We start from the raw sequence: 22,048 nt of genomic DNA on the forward strand, positions 1-22,048 counted from the left end.
GAAATGGCGCTGGACATCGGCATCAGAGATCGGCCGGTGTCAGGAAGGCTTCGAGATAGCCCGCTCCCTGGGCCGCTTTCGCCAGATTGCCGGGGAAACGGACGACGGCGAGGCCCGAGGTCGGAAAGCCATGATTGAGCATTGCCCGCTCCGTCTCGCCACCATCGCCCGACACCGCCATGGCGAGATCCTCCGTCATCGGGTTGTGGCCTATGACCAGCAAGGAGCCTGATCCGCCATGATCCCGGACGAGCCGGAGATAGCCGGCCGCGTCTTCGCTGTAGAGCGTGTCGAAAAACAGCACCTTGCCTGTGTCCGTCTGACCGGCCAGTCCCTCGAGCGTTTCCTTGGCGCGTTTGGCGTTGGAGCACAGCGTCAGGTCCGGCACATAGGAACGGGATCGCATCGCGGCCCCCATCTTTTCGGCATCGGCGCGGCCGGATGCATCGAGCGGACGATCGAAATCACGCATGCCCGGCAAGGCCCAGCCGGCCTTGGCGTGTCGCAACAGATAAAGCCTGCTCACTCAACCTCCAATGACGCCCGAAAGCCGAAGTCCTGCCGCGATTAGCCACGAGAAAAGCATCGCGCACAATGGTGCACGTTCTTCGGCGCGGCGAATCACTTGCGGGGGCAAGCGGCGAAGATCGTCCTACTTTCGCCATCGAAACAGATCTATCCCGCTCCGGGGAAGGCTGCGGGCGCACTTTAACAATTGCGTGAGCCGGTGGCTGATTGCGCTTGTGCAGGCGTCTGGCGGCGAATATATAGGCGCCAAATTTGGGGCTGTTTGGGTGAGTCGAATGAACGACATCGTTACCGCCGATTACGTACCCTCCGAAGACGAGCCGTTCATGAACGAACGGCAGAAATCCTACTTCCGCCTAAAGCTCGTCACCTGGAAAAATGACATTTTGCGCGAAGCGCGCGAAACCCTCGAAATCCTGCAGCAGGAAAACGCCAACCATCCCGACCTCGCCGACCGCGCCTCTTCGGAAACCGACCGCGCCATCGAGCTCAGGGCCCGCGACCGTCAGCGGAAGCTCATCTCGAAGATCGATTCGGCACTACAGCGCATCGACGAAGGCACTTATGGCTATTGCGAGGAGACCGGTGAGCCGATCGCGTTGAAGCGGCTCGACGCCCGCCCGATCGCTACCTTGTCGATCGAAGCGCAGGAGCGCCATGAGCGCCGTGAAAAAGTCTATCGCGACGACTGACAGATAGCGCTGCATTGATTTCCAAATGGCCGGTTTCCGGCCATTTTTGCATGCCAAGGCGCGCTTGACCGTCGACCGGTTCAATTCACCGGCAGGCCACCCGGGGCGCAAATCATCTCTTCTGGCTTGAGAGTTCGCCCAAAAGCCTCGTCATTTCATCATCGAGCGACGGCGGCGCCTTGGGTGCCGGTTTGGCCGCCGGGCCGCCGGACCGTGGTTGGTCGAGCGAAACCTCGAGTTCCTTCATCAGCGTGTCGTCGATGCTGTCCTGCGGCGGCGGTGGCGCGTGCCTGACGGCATTGGCATTGGCGGAGCCGTAGGCGGGCAGCGGCGTGACATTGGTCGACTGATAGATTTGCGCCGCCGGTTTCGCTGCGGGAGCCGGTGGCGGTGCCGCCGGGCGCTGGCGGGCGGGCCCTGCCACCGGCTGCGGAGCGGGTGCTTGTCTGGGAGGCGCGGGAGCGGGCTGCGGCGGCCGCGGCTTCGCGACCGGGGTCCCGGCCGCCGGGACAGGCTGCGGGCCGCCATCCCCGGTCAAGGCCGGACGGCGCGGCGCGGCGAGGCGGATGTCGCGTTCGACAACGACGTCGGTCGGACCGCCGATCAGGAGCAGATGTTCGATGTCGTCGCGTCGCACCAGCACCAGTCGGCGATGGCTGTCGACGGCGGTGGCGTCCATGACGGCGAGCCGCGTCTTGCGGTTGCGGCCGCCGGCGACAAACGTCCCGAAGGTCAGGTTGCGCACGAGCCTGACGATGATGAGAACGATGACCAGCAGGATCAGCGCCGCGAAGGTCCACAGGAGTGCCGCCGCATAACCGGGACCCGCCACGCTATCCAGCCACTGCATTGGTTTCCCCTGATCGGTTTTGGAAAGTGACGCGACACTAGACCGTTGCGACTGGCCACCGCAAGTTGCCTTTCACGCATCGTGAACAACTTGAAACACAGGGAAGGCCGGTCGACATCATTTTTATCTGACATTTGCCGCCCGGGCCTTTTCCGGACTAGGAGAATATGATTCAACCGGCTAAAGCGCGTCGCGCTGAAACGGATTCATGCGACGCGTTTCAGGTCCTTGTTTTTCATGCGTGACGTTTTCCCAAAACCGAAGTCACTTTTGGGCGACATGCATTAGGGGCGGGTGTCGGAACCTCGGATTTCACGAGCAGGGGGCATATGGCCAAGGAAGCGCGCGGCGATTTCTATCCGGTACCGATCGTCGACCAGAATACGCGACCGGGCGCGGTCACCCGGCTTATCATCTTCATCGTCGTTCTGACGGGCGCGGCCATCGTCTTCGGCCTTTTCCGCGAGCGCCTCGGCGATCCCTTCCTGCTCGGCATGCTCGGCGTGCTGGCGATGATCGGTGTCGGCTTCCTGTTCGCGACCGCGATCGGCTTCGTGCAGATCACACCGCGCTCGACGGGCGACGAACTGTCCAAGGCTTTCGTCGATTCGATGAGCCAAGGCCTGCTGGTCACGGACACCAAGGGTCGCGTCGTCTACGCCAACCGGGCTTATGCCGATATGACCGGGGCCACCTCGGCCGCCGATCTGAAGACCGTCGAAGGATTGCTCTCGGATGTCCCCGAGGCCTCGGTGACCATTTACCGGCTGGCGTCCGGCTTGCGTGACGGGCAGCCGGGCGATGGCGAGTTCAGGCTCGCGCAATCGATCCGGCCCGGCGCTGAACCGGGCGCCCGCTGGTACCGGGCGCGCGCCCGCGCGTTCAGCGTTCCGGGCCAGCGGTTGCCGATGCTGGCCTGGCAGCTCGCCGATATTTCGCAGGAGCGGGCCGAGCAGGAGCGTTTCTTCCTCGATCTGCAGAAGGCCATCGATCACCTCGACCACGCGCCGGCCGGTTTCTTTTCGGCCGATCAGGACGGCCGCGTCACCTACATCAACGCCACGCTCGCCGGATGGCTGGGCATCGACCTTGCCAGCTTCACGCCCGGCGCCGTCACCTTGCCCGATATCGTTGCCGGCGACGGCATGGCGCTGGTGCGCTCCGTCAAGGCGGATCCCGGCACGACGCGCAATGCGGTCATCGATCTCGACTTGACGACGATGACCGGCGAGGCGCTGCCAGTGCGCTTCATGCACCGCGTTTCGGCAAGCCGCGAGGGCGTCGGCGGCCCGACGCGCACCATCGTGCTCAACCGTACGCAAGGCGAGGATGCCTCGGCCGATCTGCGCGCTTCGGAAGTGCGCTTCACCCGCTTCTTCAATTCGACGCCGATGGCGATCGCCGGTGTCGATGCCAGCGGACGCATCCTGCGCACCAACGCACCTTTTCTGTCGCTGTTTTCCTCGGTCGTCGACCGCGATGCCGTGGATCGCCGCGTACGGCTCGACACGGTGATCCATGACCGCGACCGGCCGGCCTTTGCCGCAGCGTTCGAGAAAGCCCGGCAGCGGCAGGCCGATATCGAACCGATCGACACCGTGCTGCCCGGCAACGAAGAACGGCACATCCGCTTCTACGTCAATGCCGTCGCCGACGGTACCGGCGGCGAAGGGGCCGAGGAATCGGCCATCGTCTACGCCGTCGAGACGACCGAGCAAAAGGCGCTCGAAGGGCAGATGGCGCAAAGCCAGAAGATGCAGGCCGTCGGCCAGCTCGCCGGTGGCATCGCGCACGACTTCAACAATGTGCTGACCGCCATCATCATGGCGTCGGACCTGCTTTTGACCAATCACCGGCCGTCGGATCCGTCCTTCCCCGACATCATGAACATCAAGCAGAACGCCAACCGAGCCGCCTCGCTGGTCAGGCAGTTGCTGGCCTTCTCGCGCAAGCAGACGCTGCGGCCGGAAGTGCTGAACCTCACCGACGTGCTCGCCGATCTCAGGATGCTGCTTGCCCGGCTGGTCGGCAACGACATCAAGCTCAAGGTCGACCACGGCCGCGACCTGTGGCCGGTCAAGGTCGATATCGGCCAGTTCGAGCAGGTGGTGGTCAACCTGGCGGTCAACGCGCGCGACGCGATGCCGGCGGGAGGCGATCTCACCGTGCGCACACGCAACGTGACCGCCGAGGAGTCCAAGACCTTCCCGTATCGCGAACTCGCGGCCGCCGACTATGTGGTGGTCGAGGTCGAGGACACCGGCTCAGGCATCGCGCCCGACGTGCTGAAGAAGATCTTCGAGCCGTTCTTCACCACCAAGGAGGTCGGCAAGGGCACGGGCCTCGGTCTGTCCATGGTCTACGGCATCATCAAGCAGACCGGCGGTTTCATTTTCTGCGATTCCGAAGTCGGCAAGGGATCGACTTTCCGCATTTTCCTGCCACGTCACATCGCGGAAGCGAAAAAGGCGGCCGAACCCGGTGAAGCACCGGCCGCCGCGGCAGTCAAATTGGCCGATAGCACCAAGGACCTGTCCGGGTCGGCGACGGTACTGCTGGTCGAGGATGAGGACGCCGTGCGCATGGGCGGCATGCGGGCACTGACCTCGCGCGGTTACACCGTCCACGAGGCGTCCTCCGGCGTCGAGGCGCTGGAAGTGTTCGAAGCGCTCGGCGGCAAGGTCGACATCGTCGTTTCCGACGTAGTGATGCCGGAAATGGACGGGCCGACGCTGCTCGGTGAATTGCGCAAACGCCAGCCGGACATCAAGTTCGTCTTCGTCTCCGGCTATGCCGAGGACGCATTCGCCAGAAACCTGCCGGCGGAGGCGCATTTCGGCTTCCTGCCAAAACCGTTCTCGCTCAAGCAACTGGCTACGATCGTCAAGGATGTGCTTGAATCTTAGGTATTTCCAATGCCGCGCCCCTTGCATAACGCGGTAACAACGCCATGATTATTGGCAATATAGCAGGCGGGCTTGGGGGAGCAGCTGTTGACGCCACACATCGAGGCAAGCAAGGGCGACTACGCCGACACGATTTTGTTGCCGGGCGACCCGCAGCGCGCGGAGTGGATGGCCGGCACGTTTCTCGACACGCCGCGTTGTGTCAATCGTCGTCGCGGTGCGCTTGGCTTTACCGGCTCGTTTCGAGGCAGGCCCATCAGCATTCAGGCGACGGGTATCGGTGTTTCATCGTTCCTGATCTATGCGCATGAATTGCTTGATTATTATGGCGCCCGGACACTGATCCGCACCGGTACCTGCGGTGGCCTGAGCGCCGAGGCAAAGCTGCGCAGCCTTGTGATCTCGCAATCGGCACGGCCTGAAGACACTGAGAACGGCCGGGTCTTTGGCCTTTACGAGGCTGACGTCGGCCCGGATCCGGCACTGCTCGCTTGCGCATTGGCCAAGGCAACCGAACTCGGCATCGACCACCACGCCGGCCTGACAGCCTGCACCGACATATTCTACCATCCCGACCCACGTGCCCGCTATGCCGACGCCAGGGCGCTCGGAGCGCTGGCCGTAGACATGGAAACCAGCGCTCTCTATCGCATCTCGGCGCATTTCGGCGCGAGGGCATTATCGCTGCTGACCGTGGTCGACAATCTGCTCACCGGCGAACAGACCGACTATTCCGAACGCCAGGAGCTTTTCACCGACATGAGCCGCCTGGCGCTCGAAATTGCCACGGAAGCGCGCTAGGCGGCGTCGCGCAACGATCGTTGTTTCATAGCCATCGGCGGCGGCGTGGGTCTTGTCGTAGACGCGTCATCGCCGAGCGCGTTTCGCGCCGCACGCTCCTGAAAGGCAGCCTTGCATCCAGCGCATTGATCGCCGGCGGCAGCTTTGTCGGCTCGTTGTTTGCCGGCGAAACACATGCGGTCGCCGCTCTTTCGACACTCGGCTTTCCCGAGTTGAAGCGTCGCGAATGAAGGGGGAGGATGAAGACGGGGAATTGGCCATGGTGTCTGCCTCTCGAGGTGGATGTGACGGCGCACCGCTGCCTATCCAGTTTCGGCAACATCCAGATGACACGGCAGACGTGCAGACTCCCAAGGCAGCCCCGATGGGAGGCGAAGGCCTACTGATTGCCTCCCTTGGTGCAGGTCGAGGCGGTGAAGGCCCCGTCGGGTTGCTTCATGATGATGTCGAAGGAGGGCGGGTTCTGGCCGTCCAGGGTTGCCTGGGTCATCGAGAGCGCGTTGCCGCCGGCGGTATAGCCGCCGAGCGGGCCCAGCCACGAAATCACACCGTTTGCATCCATCTGATAGTTGTAAGCCTGTTGGGCGGTACCGAAGGTGACGGGGCCTGTGTAGGCGTTTCCCTTGATGGTGATGTCGCCGAGGTTGAGGAACAGGCCGAGCAGATAGACTTCGCAGTGATAAGTGCCATCGGGCATCTTGCCATCGCTGAAATCGGCTCGTGCCGCTCCGGTTGCCGCCGCCACAGACAAAATGCCGATGAATATGCGTGAAATGCCTGATGTCATGACGTCGTCCGTTTGAACGACAAGCTTGCCCTATTTTCGTGCCGCGCCGCAACATTTGTCGTCCGCGACACGTGCGCCAAGGTCAAAATATAGGCACGTGTCAAAAATGAGCTAAAATTAGGCATACGCCTCGTGCGCTGCGCAAATTTCCCTCAATCATTTTTTAACCGGCTCTCTTATCTCTGTTCATTCTAATGTATCAACTAACTGATAACGTTCGGTTAGTTTGCTATTTTCAGCAAGCCGGCAGCGGTTGGCACGGGGGTTGCATCGTAGTGTTGCGGTGCAATCAACCAGCTTGGGAGTCTTCGGTATGAGGGGTAATTTCTCGACAATAACAAAAATGGTCTCGGCGGGCGTGGTCGCCGCCGGTTTGATGATATCCGCTCCGGCCAGGGCTGCCGACGACACGATCAAGGTCGGCATTCTCCATTCGCTGTCGGGCACAATGGCGATTTCGGAGACGACGCTGAAGGACGCCATGCTGATGCTCATCGACGAGCAGAACGCCAAGGGCGGCCTGCTCGGCAAGAAGCTTGAAGCCGTCGTCGTCGATCCGGCTTCCAACTGGCCGCTGTTCGCCGAAAAGGCGCGCGAACTGATCTCCAAGGACAAGGTCGCGGCGGTGTTCGGCTGCTGGACCTCGGTGTCGCGCAAATCGGTGTTGCCGGTGTTCTCCGAGCTCGACAACATCCTGTTCTATCCCGTCCAGTATGAGGGCGAGGAAAGCGAGCGCAACGTGTTCTACACCGGTGCGGCTCCAAACCAGCAGGCCATTCCGGCCGTCGACTATCTGATGAGCAAGGACGGCGGCTCGGTGAAGCGCTGGGTGCTGGAAGGCACCGACTACGTCTATCCGCGTACCACCAACAAGATCCTCGAAGCCTATCTGAAGTCCAAGGGCGTCGCGGCCGAAGACATCATGACCAACTACACGCCGTTCGGTTTTTCCGACTGGCAGACCGAAGTTTCGGCGATCAAGAAGTTCGGTTCGGCCGGCAAGAAGACCGCCGTCGTCTCGACCGTCAATGGCGACGCCAATGTTCCGTTCTACAAGGAACTCGGCAACCAGGGCATCAAGGCCGAAGACATCCCGGTCATGGCCTTCTCGGTGGGTGAGGAAGAACTTGCCGGTCTCGACACCAAGCCGCTGGTCGGCCATCTTGCGGCCTGGAATTATTTCGAGAGCGTCAGCACGCCCGAGAACAAGAAGTTCATTGCCGACTGGCACAAGTTCATCAAGAACAACAAGCGCACCACCAACGACCCGATGGAAGCCCACTATATCGGCTTCAACATGTGGGTGAAGGCGGTTCAAAAGGCCGGCACCACCGATCCGGACAAGGTCATCGATGCCATGGTCGGCGTTTCGGTGCCGAACCTGACCGGCGGCTATTCGACGATGATGCCGAACCATCACATCACCAAGCCGGTGCTGATCGGTGAAATCCAGGCCAATGGCCAATTCGAAACGGTTTCGAAGACACCGGGCCTGGTGATGGGCGACGAATGGTCCGACTACCTGCCCGACTCCAAGGACCTGATTTCCGATTGGCGCGCGCCGCTCAGCTGCGGCAACTTCAACGTCAAAACCGGCAAGTGCGGCGGCAAGGGCACGAACTGATCCTCCCCGGGCTGGACCTTCGGGTCCACGCCCAAGACCGCGCGCGTCCGGACAGTTCCTCCACTGTCCGGACGCCAACTTCAACCTTCAATGGTCACCGAAAGCCGATGAAGATTCTCCACGCGATTGGCCTGACGCTTCTGTTCCTGCTGACGACGCTGTCGTCTTCGGGCGCTGCGGAAGCCGATCTGCGTGCCATCATCGCCAAATTCGCGACAGTAACGGACTTTTCCGAAACAGGAGCTGTCGTTCAAGAGTTGACGGCCACAGGCGATCCGGCTGTCGAACGGCCGCTTGCTGCATTGGCGGACGGCAATCTTTACGTTCGTACGGCCGACTCGATGGTGTTTGTCGGCAAGGAAGGCGACGAAAACGTCCAGCTTTTCGACCCGCTGAGCGGCGAGCCAGCAGGCGAGGCCTCCGAGGACGACATAACCAAGATCAGCGTCAACAACACGTTGCGCCGCACGATCCGCGATGCATTGGGCACGTTGACGCTTGGTTCCAAGGATCCGACGGTCCGCATCGCCGCCGCGGACACCATGTTCAAGACACCGGACGCCGCCAATATCGGCCCGCTCGACGCAGCCATCGCCAGTGAAAGCGTGGCAAGCGTCAAGGCTTTGCTGGAACAGGCGCGTGCCGCTTCCATTCTGGTTTCAGACAAGCCCGACGCAGACAAGCTCGCCGCAATCGCCCTGATCGGTGCGCGCGGCGACCGCGATGCTGTTTCGCTGCTCACCTCGGTCGAGGCCAACGCCTCTGGAGCGGTCAAGGACGCGGCGACGGCTGCGATCGCAAACATCAATTCGACGCTGGCCTTGTGGGATGCCGGCCAGAACATCTGGTATGGGATATCGCTGGGTTCGGTGCTGCTGCTGGCAGCGATCGGGCTTGCGATCACGTTCGGCGTCATGGGCGTCATCAACATGGCACATGGCGAGATGGTGATGCTCGGCGCCTACACGACTTTCGTCGTCCAGCAGGTGATCCGCACGTCCTTTCCCGGCCTCTTTGACTGGTCGCTGGTGATCGCGCTGCCGCTTGCCTTCCTGGTTGCGGCATTCGTCGGTCTCATCATCGAGCGCGGCGTCATCCGCTTTCTTTACGGCCGGCCGCTGGAGACGCTGCTGGCGACCTGGGGCGTATCGCTGATCCTGCAGCAGGCGGTGCGCTCGATCTTCGGACCGACCAACCAGGAGGTCGGCAATCCGTCCTGGATGTCCGGCTCATTCGACGTCGGACAACTGGCCATCACCTGGAACCGGCTGTGGATACTGGTGTTCGCGCTCACGGTGTTCGGCATGTTGCTCTACGTGATGAAGCGCACGCCCTGGGGCCTGCAGATGCGCGCAGTCACCGCCAATCGGCGCATGGCCGCCTCGATGGGCATCAGGACGCCGTGGGTCGACGCGCTGACTTTCGCGCTGGGGTCCGGCATTGCCGGTATTGCAGGCGTCGCGCTCAGCCAGATCGACAATGTTTCGCCCAATCTCGGCCGCGGCTACATCATCGACAGTTTCATGGTCGTCGTCTTCGGCGGTGTCGGCAATCTCTGGGGCACGCTGGTCGGCGCCTTCTCGCTCGGCATTGTCAACAAGGTTCTCGAACCCTATGCCGGCGCCGTGCTCGGCAAGATCGTCGTGCTGGTGCTGATCATCCTTTTCATCCAGAAGCGCCCGCGCGGCCTGTTCGCGCTCAAGGGCAGGGCGGTGGAAGCATGATGTCAGGACGCTTCTTCGCCGCGGGTGCCAACCGCCGCATCGCCATCACCATTTTCGCCCTGCTGGCGGTGGCCGTCATCGTGCCGCTGCTCAACCTGGCTGTTTCGCCAACCAGCGCCTTCTACGTGCCGTCCTACATAGTCGCGCTGACCGGCAAGTATCTCTGCTACGCGCTGCTGGCGCTGTCGCTCGATCTGGTCTGGGGCTATTGCGGCATCCTTTCGCTTGGCCACGGCGCCTTCTTCGCGCTCGGCGGCTATGCGATGGGCATGTATCTGATGCGCCAGATCGGTTCGCGCGGCGTCTATGGCAATCCGATCCTGCCTGATTTCATGGTGTTCCTGAACTACAAGCAATTGCCGTGGTTCTGGACCGGGTTCGACCATTTCTGGTTCGCGGCAATCATGGTGCTGGCGGTGCCCGGCCTGCTTGCCTTCGTCTTCGGCTGGTTCGCCTTCCGCAGCCGCGTCACCGGCGTCTATCTCTCGATCATCACCCAGGCGATGACCTATGCGCTGCTGCTCGCCTTCTTCCGCAATGACATGGGCTTCGGCGGCAACAACGGGCTCACCGATTTCAAGGATATTCTGGGCTTTAACGTGCAGGCCGACGCGACCCGTTCGGCGCTGTTCGCGGCCAGCGCGGTAATGCTCGCGCTCGCCGTTTTCATCACCTGGGCGATCGTCGGCTCCAAATACGGCAAGCTGCTGATGGCCGTGCGCGACGCGGAGAGCCGCACGCGGTTCCTCGGCTGGCGGGCGGAGAACGTGAAACTGTTCGCCTTCACCGTTTCGGCCGTCATGGCAGGCATTGCCGGCGCGCTCTACGTGCCGCAGGTCGGCATCATCAATCCCGGCGAATTCGAACCGTCCAATTCGATCGAGGTGGTGATCTGGGCGGCGGTGGGCGGACGCGGCACCATCGTCGGGCCGATCATCGGCGCGCTGCTCGTCAATGCCGGCAAATCCTGGTTCACCGGTGTGCTGCCGGAATTCTGGCTGTTCGCGCTGGGCGGCCTGTTCGTCGCCGTCACCTTGCTCCTGCCGAAGGGCATAATCGGCATGTGGGACAGTTGGCGCGGCAATGCCAGGGCATTGCGCGTAGCTTCCCTCGCTGACGAAGCCGGCACCGAGGTGAGAGTCGCATCCGCCACCTCGAAGCCTGCTCGATCGCCGGCGAGAAATCCAGGCGAATGGTCCTGGTCTGATCCCGAACCGCAGGCTGCGGAGTAAGCGGCCATGAGCAAGTCCAACACAATCCTCTATCTCGACGGCGTCTCGGTATCCTTCGACGGCTTTCGCGCCATCAACAATCTGTCGCTGGTGCTCGACAAAGGCGAGATGCGCGCCATTATCGGCCCCAACGGCGCCGGCAAGACGACGATGATGGACATCGTCACCGGCAAGACGCGACCCGACGAAGGCGAAGTGTTCTTCGACGGCCAGGTGGACCTCACCAGGCATGACGAAGCCGAGATCGCCATGATGGGCATCGGCCGCAAATTCCAGAAGCCGACCGTCTTCGAAAGCCACACGATCGAGGAAAACCTGATGCTGGCGCTGAAGGGGCCGCGCTCGATCTTCCCGGCGCTGTTCCACCGCCAATCGCCCGCCGAGACGCGACGGATCGACGAGATTCTTGGCATCATCCGGTTGGGCGACAAGCGTCATGACCTGGCGGCCAATCTTAGCCACGGCCAGAAGCAGTGGCTTGAGATCGGCATGCTCTTGGCCCAGGATCCGAAGTTGCTTCTGGTCGACGAGCCGGTCGCCGGCATGACCGATGCCGAGACCGAGGAAACCGCGCGGCTGCTCAGGGACATCGCCCGTGACCATTCGGTCATCGTCGTCGAGCACGACATGCATTTCGTGCGCGAACTCGGCGTCAAGGTCACCTGCCTGCATGAGGGCTCGGTGCTCTCCGAAGGGACGCTCGATTTCGTATCGGCCGACGAGCGCGTCGTCGAAGTCTATCTGGGGAGATGAGCATGGTCTGGCGGGTGCAATTCCATCACTTCGACATGTCGTTTCTTCGGTTCTGGAGAAGGCGCTGACATGCTCGAAGTTTCCAATGCCACGCTCCATTACGGCGCCGCCCAGGCGCTGCGTGGCGTGTCGCTGAAGGCGGCTGCCGGCCAGATCACCTGCGTGCTCGGCCGCAACGGCGTCGGCAAGACAAGTTTGATGAGATCGATCGTCGGCCATCACCGGCTGACGAGCGGAAGCGTTGCCTTCGAGGGGAAGGCGCTCGACCGGAGCGCGGCGTATGACCGCGCCCGGTCGGGCATCGCATTCGTGCCGCAGGGCAGGGAGATCTTTCCGCTGCTCAGCGTGCGCGAAAACCTCGAATCCGGCTTCGCGCCCTTGAGGCGCGCCGACCGCGACGTGCCGGCGCACGTCTTCGAGCTGTTTCCGGTGCTGAGGCAGATGCTTGGCCGCCGTGGCGGCGATCTTTCCGGCGGTCAACAGCAGCAGTTGGCCATCGGCAGGGCGCTGGTAATGCGGCCGAAGCTGCTGGTGCTCGACGAGCCGACCGAAGGCATCCAGCCCTCCGTTATCAAGGACATCGGCCGCGCCATACGTTATCTGCGCGACCAGGCCGGCATCGCTGTGTTGCTGGTCGAACAGTATCTCGACTTCTGCCGAGAGCTTGCCGACGAGGTCAACATCATGGATCGCGGCCAGATCGTCCACACCGGCCCGGCGCAAGATTTAGACCGGGCTGATGTTCGCAAATTCCTCACGGTCTAGAATCGGCACTGGACTTCAGTTGAAGATTTGAAGTTCTTGGCAAGTCCAATATTTCTTCCATCCATCATCCGCGTCTCTGGCACACGCGATGTCGCATGCTAGTCTTTTCCAGGCTTTGTGAGTCGGCCGCTTCCGTATCAGTCTGGTTATCGCAGATCGAGGCGCGGCGAAGGTTCTGCAAGTTCCACGCAAGCAAGGCTTCCTAGCTTCCCGATCTCTGTCGTTCAAACGCGTTTGGGCACACAGGCTAAGGGACAGCCATGGAACGTTACGTCGAGGACTACCAGAAGCGGCGGCTTACCGAACGTGTCGACATCATTGCCGCCATCAATATCTTGAGGTCACAGGGCTGCGACTACGATGATCTGATCGAGGAGATCACCAAGGTCTTCTACGTCGACCTCGATGCCTTCAATGAAATCGTCATGGCCGCCTAGGGGCAGTCTTCGATCACAGACTCGCCATGATGCGAGTGATTAGCTCGCGCGCCGGAATGGCGAGGCGATGACGCGGTTGCGGCCTCCGCGCTTGGCGTCGTAGAGCGCCTTGTCGGCGGCGCTGAGCACCTTGTCCAAGCTGAGGCCCTCCTTGCTGCCAAACGCAAATCCGGCGCTGACCGTGCAGGTGAGCGAGCCGGTTTCGGTTTCTATCAACCGCATCGCGAAAGCCGCCCGGATGCGCTCAGCTGATTCCTCGACCGTCTCCGGCAGAGTGCGCCTCAGCACCAGTGCGAATTCCTCGCCGCCCATGCGCGCGGCGACGTCGGCCGATCGAAGGTTGGCTGCCAACTCTCTGGCGAACACCTTCAGCACCTCGTCGCCCGCCGCGTGGCCGAATTCGTCGTTGATGGCTTTGAAATTGTCGAGGTCGAAGACGACCACGGCGGTAAAGGCGCCGACCGGAATATGGCCATGCATGTCGAACAGGGCGCGCCGGTTGAGCAGGCCGGTCAGGGGATCCGTCAGGGCGTTGCGGTGGTGGTGCCGCGCCAGACGCCCCTGGTTGAGGGCAAGCGAAAGTGCCCCAATACCCGTCATGCTGGCGATCACCACGATCAGGCTGAGCTCTTCCGCCCAATTGCTTGGCGCGTGGCCGAGCACTAGTTTTCCGTCCCAGGCGAGAACCATGGCGCAGAGCGAGAAGGACGTGGCCGTGGCCGAATAGAGCGTGGTGATGCCGATCGTCAAGGCGGGCGCCTCATCGCGGCCTCTCCAATATTCGAACGCCGTGGCGAACAGGAGCAAGGCGGCGAACATGTTCTCGAACATGAAGCCGAGGCCGTCATAGCCCAAAGCCATGGGAGGCAGCGCTATCGCCAGGGAAACGCAACCCCACAGCGCCCGCGGCAGCGGCGAGCCGCCGGTGCGGAACTGATAGGCGGCACCCAGCATGGCCGAAAAGCCGATCAGCAGGAACGCCGAGGTGGCGATGCCGAGCAGGCGCCCGGGCATGTCGATATAGGCGTCATAGATGAAAATATCGCCAACCACGAACACCAGGCTGATCGCCCATGTCAGCAGGAACTTTTCCGAGCGGGCGGTCAGCCACATGCCGAACAGCGTCAGGCTGAGGCAAGCGGCGGAGAAACCGACAGCGAGCAGAAGTGAAGTGTAGTCGAGCGACATGCCCCTCTTTCCCTGCCGGCGACGGCTCCAGCTCTGCAGCTTGGCGTCGGAGTATTCATGCGGCAAGGAAGTGTCGATAAGGTTACGATCACGGCGAAGATGCCCAGGAATAGGCGCTTTGCTACGCCCAAAACGCATAGGCGACGCACTTATAGCGGGTGCTGGAAACCGACTGATTCTTTTTCAGTCGGTTACGCGCTTCATCAGCGCCATTGCCCCGAACGGCGCGCGCACCTTGCCCTCGGTAATGAAGTAGACGAAGACGTCGCGCGGCTGGACCGGGGCGTCGGTAGCGGGGTCGGCGCGCCGCAGATCGGCCGGCTGCTTGCCTTCCGCCCAGATTTTTGCGCGCGCCGCCCATTCGTCGATGCCCTTTGGCGTGTAGCAGTCGGGATTGTCGTCGCTGCCGGTCTGCAACCGCGCATAGACGAAATCGCCGGTGATATCGGCGATGTCAGGATATTTGGCATGGTCGGCATAGACGATCGCCGCCTTGTATTTGCGCGCGAGTGCGGCGAACTCCGGCACGATGAAGCTGTCGTTGCGCACTTCGAGCGCGTGGCGCAGCGCGACGCCGTCCTGCTTTTCCGGCAGCAGTTTCAGAAACGCCTCGAAATCGTCAGGGTCGAATTTCTTGGTCGGCGCGAACTGCCACAGGATCGGTCCGAGCTTTTCACCGAGCGCGGCCACGCCGGAACCGAGGAAACGCATCATCGACTCGCCGGCTTCGCCCAGCACACGCCGATTGGTGACGAAGCGGTTGCCTTTCAGCGAATAGACGAAACCGTCTGGCGCCTCGTTGGCCCATTTGACGAAGGTCGGCTCCTTGAAGCTCGAATAATAGGTGCCGTTGACCTCGATGCTCGGCACTTGCCGGCTGGCGTAGTTCAGTTGCTTGGCCTTCGACAACTTGTCCGGATAGAAGGACGTGTCCCAAGGCTCGAAGGTCCAGCCGCCCATGCCGGCGCGGATTGTTCCCGATTTGCTCATCGTCGTCCTCCCAGATTTCAAAAGCGATCAAGCCGCGGTGGGCCTGTCGACGGGTTTGGCCATGTCGACCAGTACCCACCCTGGCCGATAGGGATTGGGTCGGCGACCCGTTTCGTGAAAACCATAGGCGAGATAGAGCGCGATGTTCCGTTCCATCTTGGCGTTGGTGTAGAGCCGCACCTCCGGCAGGCCCCACAGACTTGCCTGTTCATACGCGTGATTGAGTAACGCGATGCCAAATCCCTTGCCTTGGGAGCCGGGGGCGACCGCGACGGAGAAGATCATGACGTGGTCGGGATGGCGCTCCAGCGTGATTAGCCCGGCAAGCGTGGCGTCCCTCTCCAGCAGCCAGACCTCGCCCTGGGCGACGCGCGGTGCGTAGTCCTCGGTAACCGGGATCGGTGGCGCGTCGAGTATCGCGTTGTAGGGGGCATAGGCCGCTTGAGTCAGCGCGACGATCGCGGCGAGATCTTCTGGGCGGGCAAGCCTCACGCCAAAGCTGCTCTGGACCGTGATGCGACCATCCCTACCCATCACTCCGCCGCTTCGCGCTTGCCCCCCGGGCGCCGTTCCAGAAGCTCCTTGAGGAACTGGCCGGTGTAGCTGCGCTTCTCCCGCACGATTGCTTCCGGCGTTCCAGACGCGACCAGCTCGCCGCCGCCATCACCGCCTTCGGGACCGAGGTCGAGCACCCAGTCGGCGGTCTTGATCACTTCGAGATTGTGCTCGATGACCACCACCGTGTTGCCCTGGTCGACCAATTCGTGCAGCACTTCCAACAGCTTGGCGACGTCGTGGAAATGCAGGCCAGTGGTCGGCTCGTCGAGGATGTAGAGCGTCTTGCCCGTCGCCTTGCGCGACAGTTCCTTGGCCAGCTTGATGCGTTGCGCCTCGCCGCCCGACAGCGTCGTCGCCTGCTGGCCGATATGGATGTAGCCGAGGCCGACCTGCTTCAGCGTGTCGAGCTTGTCGCGCACGCCAGGCACGGCGGCGAAGAAATCGACGCCTTCCTCGACGGTCATGTCGAGCACGTCGGCGATCGACTTGCCCTTGAACAGGACGTCGAGCGTCTCCCTATTGTAGCGCTTGCCGTGGCAGACATCGCAGGTGACGTAGACGTCGGGCAAGAAGTGCATCTCGATCTTGATGACGCCGTCGCCCTGGCAGGCCTCGCAGCGGCCGCCCTTGACGTTGAACGAGAAACGTCCCGGCTGGTAGCCGCGCGCCTTGGCTTCCGGCAGGCCGGCGAACCAGTCGCGGATCGGCGTGAAGGCGCCGGTATAGGTAGCGGGGTTCGAACGCGGCGTCCGCCCGATGGGCGACTGGTCGATGTCGATGACCTTGTCGAGGAATTCCAGCCCCTCGATGCGGTCGTGTTCGGCCGGATGCTCGCGCGAACCCATGATGCGGCGCGAGGCCGCCTTGAACAGCGTCTCGATCAGGAAGGTCGACTTGCCGCCGCCCGACACGCCGGTGACGGCGGTGAAGGTGCCGAGCGGGATTTCGGCGGTGACGTTCTTCAGATTGTTGCCGCGCGCGCCGACAACCTTCAGGCGCCGGTTCTTCTTCGCCTCGCGACGCACGCCGGGCGTCGCTACTTCGAGCGCACCCGACAAATATTTGCCGGTGATCGAATTGGGGTTGGCCATCACCTGCTGCGGCGTGCCCTGGGCGATGATCTCGCCGCCATGGATGCCGGCGGCCGGACCCATGTCGACGACATAGTCGGCATGCAGGATGGCGTCCTCGTCATGCTCGACGACGATCACCGTGTTGCCGATGTCGCGCAAATGCTTGAGCGTGTCGAGCAGACGCGTGTTGTCGCGCTGGTGCAGGCCGATCGACGGCTCGTCCAGAACGTAGAGCACGCCGGTGAGGCCCGAGCCGATCTGCGAGGCCAGCCGGATGCGCTGGCTTTCGCCGCCCGACAGCGTGCCGGAATTGCGCGACAAAGTGAGATAGTCGAGACCGACATCGTTGAGGAAGCGCAGGCGCTCGCGGATTTCCTTCAAGACGCGGACAGCGATCTCATTCTGCTTGTCGTTGAGCTGCGCCGGCAGGTCGGTAAACCAGCGATCGGCATTGCGGATCGACTGTTCCGTCACTTCGCCGATATGCTTGCCGCCGATCTTCACCGCCAGCGCTTCAGGCTTCAGCCGATAGCCCTTGCAGGCCGGGCAGGGCGTTGCCGACATGAAGCGCTCGATCTCCTCGCGCATCCAGGCGGATTCGGTTTCCTTCCAGCGTCGCTCGAGATTGGGGATGACGCCTTCGAAGGTCTTGGTCGTCTTGTAGGAGCGCAGGCCGTCATCATATTGGAAGGTGATTTCGCGCTCGCCGGTGCCGCGCAGGATCGCCTCCTGGGCCTCGGCGGAAAGATCCTTGAACTTGTCGCCGAGCTTGAAGTTGTAGGCCTTGCCCAATGCCTCGAGCGTCTGCGAGTAATAGGGCGAGGTCGACTTCGCCCACGGGCTGACGGCGCCGTCGCGCAGCGACACGTTCTCGTCGGGCACGACGAGGTTGGGATCGATGGCGCGCTGGCTGCCGAGACCGTCGCAGGTCGGGCAGGCGCCGAACGGGTTGTTGAAGGAGAACAGCCTGGGTTCGATCTCCGGAATGGTGAAGCCGGACACCGGACAGGCAAATTTTTCCGAGAACAGGATGCGCTCATGCGTCTCGTTCTTGGATTTGTTGACCGAATCCTCGCCGGTCTGGCTGGCGTCGAGCGGCTTGTCGGCGAACTCGGCCACCGCCAGCCCCTCGGCCAGCTTCAATGCCGTCTCGATGGAGTCGGCGAGACGCGTGGCAAGGTCGCCGCGCACGACGATGCGGTCGACGACGACGTCGATGTCGTGCTTGTATTTCTTGTCCAGCGCCGGCACGTCGGCGATTTCATAGAAGACGCCGTCGACCTTGACGCGCTGGAACCCCTTCTTCTGCAACTCCAGCAGTTCCTTGCGGTATTCGCCCTTGCGGCCGCGCACGATGGGCGCCAGCAGGAACAGGCGCGTGCCTTCCTCGACCGCCAGTACCCGGTCGACCATTTGGCTGACCGTCTGGCTCTCGATCGGCAGGCCGGTGGCCGGCGAATAGGGCACGCCGACACGGGCAAACAGAAGCCGCATATAGTCGTAGATCTCGGTGACGGTGCCGACCGTCGAACGCGGGTTCTTCGAGGTGGTCTTCTGCTCGATGGAGATGGCCGGCGAAAGGCCGTCGATCTGGTCGACGTCGGGCTTCTGCATCATTTCGAGGAATTGCCGTGCATAGGCCGAGAGGCTCTCGACATAGCGGCGCTGGCCCTCGGCATAGATGGTGTCGAAGGCGAGCGATGATTTGCCGGAGCCCGACAGGCCGGTCATGACGATCAGGCTGTCACGCGGCAGGTCGAGATCGACATTCTTCAGATTGTGTTCGCGCGCCCCGCGAATGGAAAGGAATTTATGGTCGGCCATCGCCGGTCGCCGCCTCAGATCTGGAATTCGTGGGATTGGCGGGTTTTTCCCGGCCATCCCCTATATAGGTTTTTTTGCCGCCACGTCGAGAGACGCCACAACTCCCGACAGAAGTCGTTTAACCGTCTTTCGCGCGAAGGGGCAAGCGGAAAGAACAAAGACCGAACACGCTCCTGACAAAGCGGTGCGGAAACTGACCCTGACGTAACCTCCCGGCGATCACATTTTTCCGTAACCGGCTATTGATGGTTGACGCGACCGGCTCACGGGGGCAGTCTCCAGAGGTCAGCGAAGCCGGCCGTCTTTCGATGGCCTCGCCGCCCCAAGGCGGCCTGCGAGACGCCGCAGGCATTTGCGATTTGCGCTTCGCGATGGCAATGTCGCAACGGACAAAAGGAGCGGAGCATGACGCCACCGGACAGTCCCCCAGGGCTCCACGTCTCGTTGGAGCCGAGGCAGGCATAAGTGCCAGGGTATAGCGTTAGCGCCACCAGACAAACCGTGACCTGCCATATCCCCCAAAATCAGAGACTGTTAGTCGGATCGTCGGCTGAATGCCGCGATGCATCCGAAATCCAACGCCGGCAGTACACTCCCGGCAAAAAATGGATTTGAGATCCAGAAAAGCCCCGTCCGTTTGCCCCAGGCACGGCGGGGCTGTTTTTTTGGGCAAGGGCTTGAGGTGCCGGCCCGAGCTTGCCTATCTGGGCGGCTTGACCCCACCCACGCCGACATCGACGGTGATGGTGCCGGAAATCCTGACATCGGTATCGCCGATCTTGAACTGCCCGTTGCCGCTGCTGGGGAACGCGTCGTCGGGCTCGGCCACCGGGGCCGGCTTGGCGATGCGATAGTCGCCTTTCACGCCGGGCAGGGCGCCGTTCCGCGCCGTCGGCGAGGCGTCGTCGGCAAGTGCCGGGCTGGACGCAAGGCCGACGATGGCAAGCACCATGGCGGCTGTGACACGGTGCGATAGTCTGGATCGATGAGTGTCGGTCATTCCCCCGTTATAGGGACGTGCCGCCACCGGAACCAGACCGTTATCGTCAAATCTTCGACAGATGGGGGGAACTGGGCTCCGGCTCATGCCGCCTTTTTGCGGGTGTCGAAGACATGGTCGACAAGGCCCCATGCCTGGGCCTCGCGGGCCGTCATGAAATGGTCGCGGTCGAGCGTGCGTTCGACCTCTTCATAGCTGCGGCCGCAATGCTGGGCGTAGAGTTCGGTCATGTGGCGCTTGGTCTGGCCGATGCGTTCGGCATGCCGCTGGATGTCGGAAGCTTGGCCCTGGAAGCCGCCGAGCGGCTGATGCAGCAGGATGGTGGCATTGGGCAGCGCGATCCGGCGCCCGGCCGTGCCCGCCATCAGCAGGAACGATCCCATCGACGCGGCAAAGCCCATGCACACGGTCGACACCGGGCAACTGATATATTGCATCGTGTCGTAAATGGCGAAGCCGCTGGTCACCATGCCACCCGGCGAGTTGATGTAGAGCGAAATCTCCTTCTCGGGATTGTCCGACTCCAGCGACAAAAGCTGCGCGCAGACTAGCGCTGAGACGTCGTCGTTGATCTCGCCGTTGATGAAGACGATGCGCTCGCGCAGCAGCCGCGAAAAAATGTCAAATGCACGTTCGCCGCGGCTCGATTGCTCGATCACCATCGGCACAAGACTGGCAACACCGCTCATTTTTCTTCTCCAATTTCCGTGTTCAGGCCGCGCGCAGCAGAAGATGCGGCGTGTTGCTCGCGGCGATGAGCTTTCCGGCTCCGCGCAGCGAAAGCCGGCAGCCGGCGCTCGTCATGGTAACGGCCGCCTTGCGAGCAAAGCCGTCATGGACGATGCGCAGATGCGTGCCGCCCGAAACGGTGCGGGCGAGTGTGAAGGTGACGGTGCTGTCGAGCGGGTGCTGTCGCGCCGCATCGTCCGACTGTTCCCGCCAGGAATAGCGCAGCAGACGCTCAGGCTCGGCGTCGAGGATCTCGCACTCGATCGCCGCGTCGGGCCCGGCGAAGGCAAAGCGGCTGCCGGTCTGTGGCCTGATATCATTCGGCATCATCCAGGCGGCGAGCAGTTCCGGCACGGTCAGCGCCCGCCACACCTTTTCCGGCGGCTCGGCTAGGTCATATTCGAATTCGATCGCATCCGGTGCGACTTCGCGTTGGCTCTTCATTGATCCATGTCCTTCAAAACCGTCTTCAGCCTTTCGATGCGCTCCGGCCAGAACGTCCGGTAGCGTTCAATCCAGGAGAGCAGCGGGGCAAGCCCCTGCGGATCGGCGCGGTAATAGGCGTTGCGGCCGGCCCGCCGCTCGACCACGAGACCGGCACCGCGCAGCACCGCCAAGTGCTGGGACACGGCCGGCTGCGACACAGTCAGGCCGCAGCGCAGTTCCGACACGCTCATCTCGCTTGTCGCGAGCCGCTCGAAGACGGCACGGCGTGTCGGGTCGGCCAGGGCGCGGAAAATCTCTGCTTCGATCATGGCAAAAGCATAAGTCGATACTTATTGATTTGGCAAGCGCTGTTTTGCAACCCATATGAAGGCCTTGGCCATTGCTGCCATTCCTTGACAATCAGCGGCGATGCATATAGGAACGAAAAGGGAACAAAAACCTTGTGGGAAAAGCCAGCCTTGGCAGGCGGCTGACGTCCGTAGCCTGTAAGGTGCTGCGACAAAAATTTGTTTCGGATGAGCGCGGAGAAATATCATGGCGGGTAGCGTCAATAAGGTCATTCTGGTCGGCAATCTCGGCGCGGACCCTGAAATCCGCCGCCTGAATTCGGGCGAGCCGGTCGTCAACATCCGCATCGCCACCTCGGAAAGCTGGCGCGACAAGAATTCCGGCGAGCGCAAGGAAAAGACCGAGTGGCATAACGTCGTCATCTTCAATGAGGGCATCGCCAAGGTGGCGGAGCAATATCTGAAGAAGGGCATGAAGGTCTATGTCGAGGGCCAGTTGCAGACCCGCAAATGGCAGGACCAGACCGGCGCCGACAAATACACGACCGAAGTCGTGCTGCAGAAATTCCGTGGCGAGCTGCAGATGCTTGACGCGCGCGGCCAGGGTGAGGGCGGCCAGGTCGGCGGCTACAGCGGTGGCGGCAGCAGCCGCGGGTCGGATTTTGGCCAGTCGAGCCCGAATGAAGGGTTCAACCGCGGTGGCGGCAATGCTCCCAGGGGCGGCGGTGGCGGCGGTTCGTCGCGCGAACTGGACGACGAAATTCCGTTCTGATCGGGAGCCGCACCAAACGGCGAATGCTTGTGCTTGATATGCCCCGAGGGTCCTGCATGGACTTTCGGGGTTTTGCATTGT

Annotated in this window: 21 protein-coding genes; 10 read left to right on the plus strand and 11 right to left on the minus strand. The window is 62.2% G+C overall.

From position 1 onward, the window contains the following. Positions 1–22: 22 nt before the first annotated feature. Positions 23–526 carry a histidine phosphatase family protein gene (locus EN851_RS04255; RefSeq protein WP_127872549.1) on the minus strand — a complete coding sequence of 168 codons (504 nt, stop codon included), beginning with the start codon at positions 524–526 and terminating at the stop codon, positions 23–25. A 277-nt stretch (positions 527–803) separates the two neighbouring features. Here EN851_RS04255 and dksA point away from each other — a divergent pair, with 277 nt between their 5' ends. Further along, positions 804–1,220 (plus strand): RNA polymerase-binding protein DksA, encoded by a 417-nt coding sequence (dksA, locus tag EN851_RS04260; protein WP_006202025.1) that lies wholly within the window; start codon positions 804–806, stop codon positions 1,218–1,220. A 112-nt stretch (positions 1,221–1,332) separates the two neighbouring features. Here dksA and EN851_RS04265 read toward each other — a convergent pair whose 3' ends face one another. Continuing rightward, complete coding sequence (locus EN851_RS04265) at positions 1,333–2,070, minus strand: flagellar biosynthetic protein FliO (protein ID WP_135880454.1); 738 nt, start codon at positions 2,068–2,070, stop codon at positions 1,333–1,335. Positions 2,071–2,399: 329 nt separating this feature from the next. Between EN851_RS04265 and EN851_RS04270 the strand changes: the two genes are divergently transcribed. Next, the gene (locus EN851_RS04270; RefSeq protein ID WP_135928645.1) at positions 2,400–4,976 is read left to right on the plus strand and encodes an ATP-binding protein; all 2,577 of its coding nucleotides are present in this window, start codon (positions 2,400–2,402) and stop codon (positions 4,974–4,976) included. Between the two features lie 87 nt (positions 4,977–5,063). Then, entirely contained in the window at positions 5,064–5,777 is a 714-nt protein-coding gene (locus EN851_RS04275; protein WP_127278244.1) for a DeoD-type purine-nucleoside phosphorylase, read from the plus strand. 379 nt (positions 5,778–6,156) lie between these two features. On the opposite strand, the gene EN851_RS04285 is transcribed toward EN851_RS04275, so the two are convergent. Continuing rightward, positions 6,157–6,564 carry a hypothetical protein gene (locus tag EN851_RS04285; RefSeq protein WP_127278245.1) on the minus strand — a complete coding sequence of 136 codons (408 nt, stop codon included), beginning with the start codon at positions 6,562–6,564 and terminating at the stop codon, positions 6,157–6,159. A gap of 343 nt (positions 6,565–6,907) precedes the next feature. On the opposite strand from EN851_RS04285, the gene urtA reads away from it, so the two are divergent. The 6 genes from urtA to EN851_RS04315 all read left to right on the plus strand — a co-directional run bounded on the left by urtA (position 6,908) and on the right by EN851_RS04315 (position 13,099). Further along, on the plus strand, positions 6,908–8,188 hold the full coding sequence (gene urtA, locus EN851_RS04290; protein ID WP_245464357.1) for an urea ABC transporter substrate-binding protein: 1,281 nt from the start codon (positions 6,908–6,910) through the stop codon (positions 8,186–8,188). 107 nt (positions 8,189–8,295) lie between these two features. Next, the gene (urtB, locus tag EN851_RS04295) at positions 8,296–9,912 is read left to right on the plus strand and encodes an urea ABC transporter permease subunit UrtB (RefSeq protein ID WP_127278247.1); all 1,617 of its coding nucleotides are present in this window, start codon (positions 8,296–8,298) and stop codon (positions 9,910–9,912) included. After that, positions 9,909–11,144 carry an urea ABC transporter permease subunit UrtC gene (urtC, locus tag EN851_RS04300; protein ID WP_135864451.1) on the plus strand — a complete coding sequence of 412 codons (1,236 nt, stop codon included), beginning with the start codon at positions 9,909–9,911 and terminating at the stop codon, positions 11,142–11,144. Before urtB ends, urtC begins: the two co-directional genes overlap by 4 nt. 6 nt (positions 11,145–11,150) lie before the next feature. Beyond that, a complete protein-coding gene (gene urtD / locus EN851_RS04305; protein WP_135864454.1) occupies positions 11,151–11,897 on the plus strand; it encodes an urea ABC transporter ATP-binding protein UrtD in 747 nt (248 codons plus the stop codon). Between the two features lie 69 nt (positions 11,898–11,966). After that, positions 11,967–12,662, plus strand: coding sequence for an urea ABC transporter ATP-binding subunit UrtE (gene urtE, locus EN851_RS04310; RefSeq protein ID WP_127278250.1), 696 nt, complete (start codon positions 11,967–11,969; stop codon positions 12,660–12,662). A gap of 260 nt (positions 12,663–12,922) precedes the next feature. After that, entirely contained in the window at positions 12,923–13,099 is a 177-nt protein-coding gene (locus EN851_RS04315) for a hypothetical protein (protein ID WP_084636783.1), read from the plus strand. Between the two features lie 39 nt (positions 13,100–13,138). Here the strand turns inward: EN851_RS04315 and EN851_RS04320 are convergent, their stop codons facing one another. The 8 genes from EN851_RS04320 to EN851_RS04355 form a co-directional block, all read right to left on the minus strand. Next, complete coding sequence (locus EN851_RS04320; protein ID WP_127278251.1) at positions 13,139–14,287, minus strand: GGDEF domain-containing protein; 1,149 nt, start codon at positions 14,285–14,287, stop codon at positions 13,139–13,141. A gap of 183 nt (positions 14,288–14,470) precedes the next feature. Continuing rightward, entirely contained in the window at positions 14,471–15,277 is an 807-nt protein-coding gene (locus EN851_RS04325) for a DUF72 domain-containing protein (RefSeq protein WP_135928646.1), read from the minus strand. Positions 15,278–15,304: 27 nt separating this feature from the next. Beyond that, positions 15,305–15,811, minus strand: coding sequence for a GNAT family N-acetyltransferase (locus EN851_RS04330; protein ID WP_127872540.1), 507 nt, complete (start codon positions 15,809–15,811; stop codon positions 15,305–15,307). After that, the gene (uvrA, locus tag EN851_RS04335; protein ID WP_127872539.1) at positions 15,811–18,732 is read right to left on the minus strand and encodes an excinuclease ABC subunit UvrA; all 2,922 of its coding nucleotides are present in this window, start codon (positions 18,730–18,732) and stop codon (positions 15,811–15,813) included. Before uvrA ends, EN851_RS04330 begins: the two co-directional genes overlap by 1 nt. Before the next feature lie 700 nt (positions 18,733–19,432). After that, entirely contained in the window at positions 19,433–19,732 is a 300-nt protein-coding gene (locus tag EN851_RS04340) for a hypothetical protein (RefSeq protein ID WP_135928647.1), read from the minus strand. 83 nt (positions 19,733–19,815) lie between these two features. Further along, entirely contained in the window at positions 19,816–20,421 is a 606-nt protein-coding gene (locus EN851_RS04345; RefSeq protein ID WP_127280361.1) for an ATP-dependent Clp protease proteolytic subunit, read from the minus strand. 22 nt (positions 20,422–20,443) lie between these two features. Then, positions 20,444–20,905: an SRPBCC domain-containing protein gene (locus tag EN851_RS04350; RefSeq protein ID WP_135864464.1), complete on the minus strand. Its 462-nt coding sequence runs from the start codon at positions 20,903–20,905 to the stop codon at positions 20,444–20,446. Then, positions 20,902–21,216, minus strand: coding sequence for a metalloregulator ArsR/SmtB family transcription factor (locus EN851_RS04355; RefSeq protein WP_135864466.1), 315 nt, complete (start codon positions 21,214–21,216; stop codon positions 20,902–20,904). The genes EN851_RS04350 and EN851_RS04355 overlap by 4 nt, the downstream gene beginning before the upstream one ends. 226 nt (positions 21,217–21,442) lie before the next feature. Here EN851_RS04355 and EN851_RS04360 point away from each other — a divergent pair, with 226 nt between their 5' ends. After that, the gene (locus EN851_RS04360; protein ID WP_023773877.1) at positions 21,443–21,967 is read left to right on the plus strand and encodes a single-stranded DNA-binding protein; all 525 of its coding nucleotides are present in this window, start codon (positions 21,443–21,445) and stop codon (positions 21,965–21,967) included. Positions 21,968–22,048: the final 81 nt, after the last annotated feature.

It is taken from the genome of Mesorhizobium sp. M8A.F.Ca.ET.208.01.1.1 (genome assembly GCF_004791315.1).
Classification (GTDB): Bacteria; Pseudomonadota; Alphaproteobacteria; order Rhizobiales; family Rhizobiaceae; genus Mesorhizobium.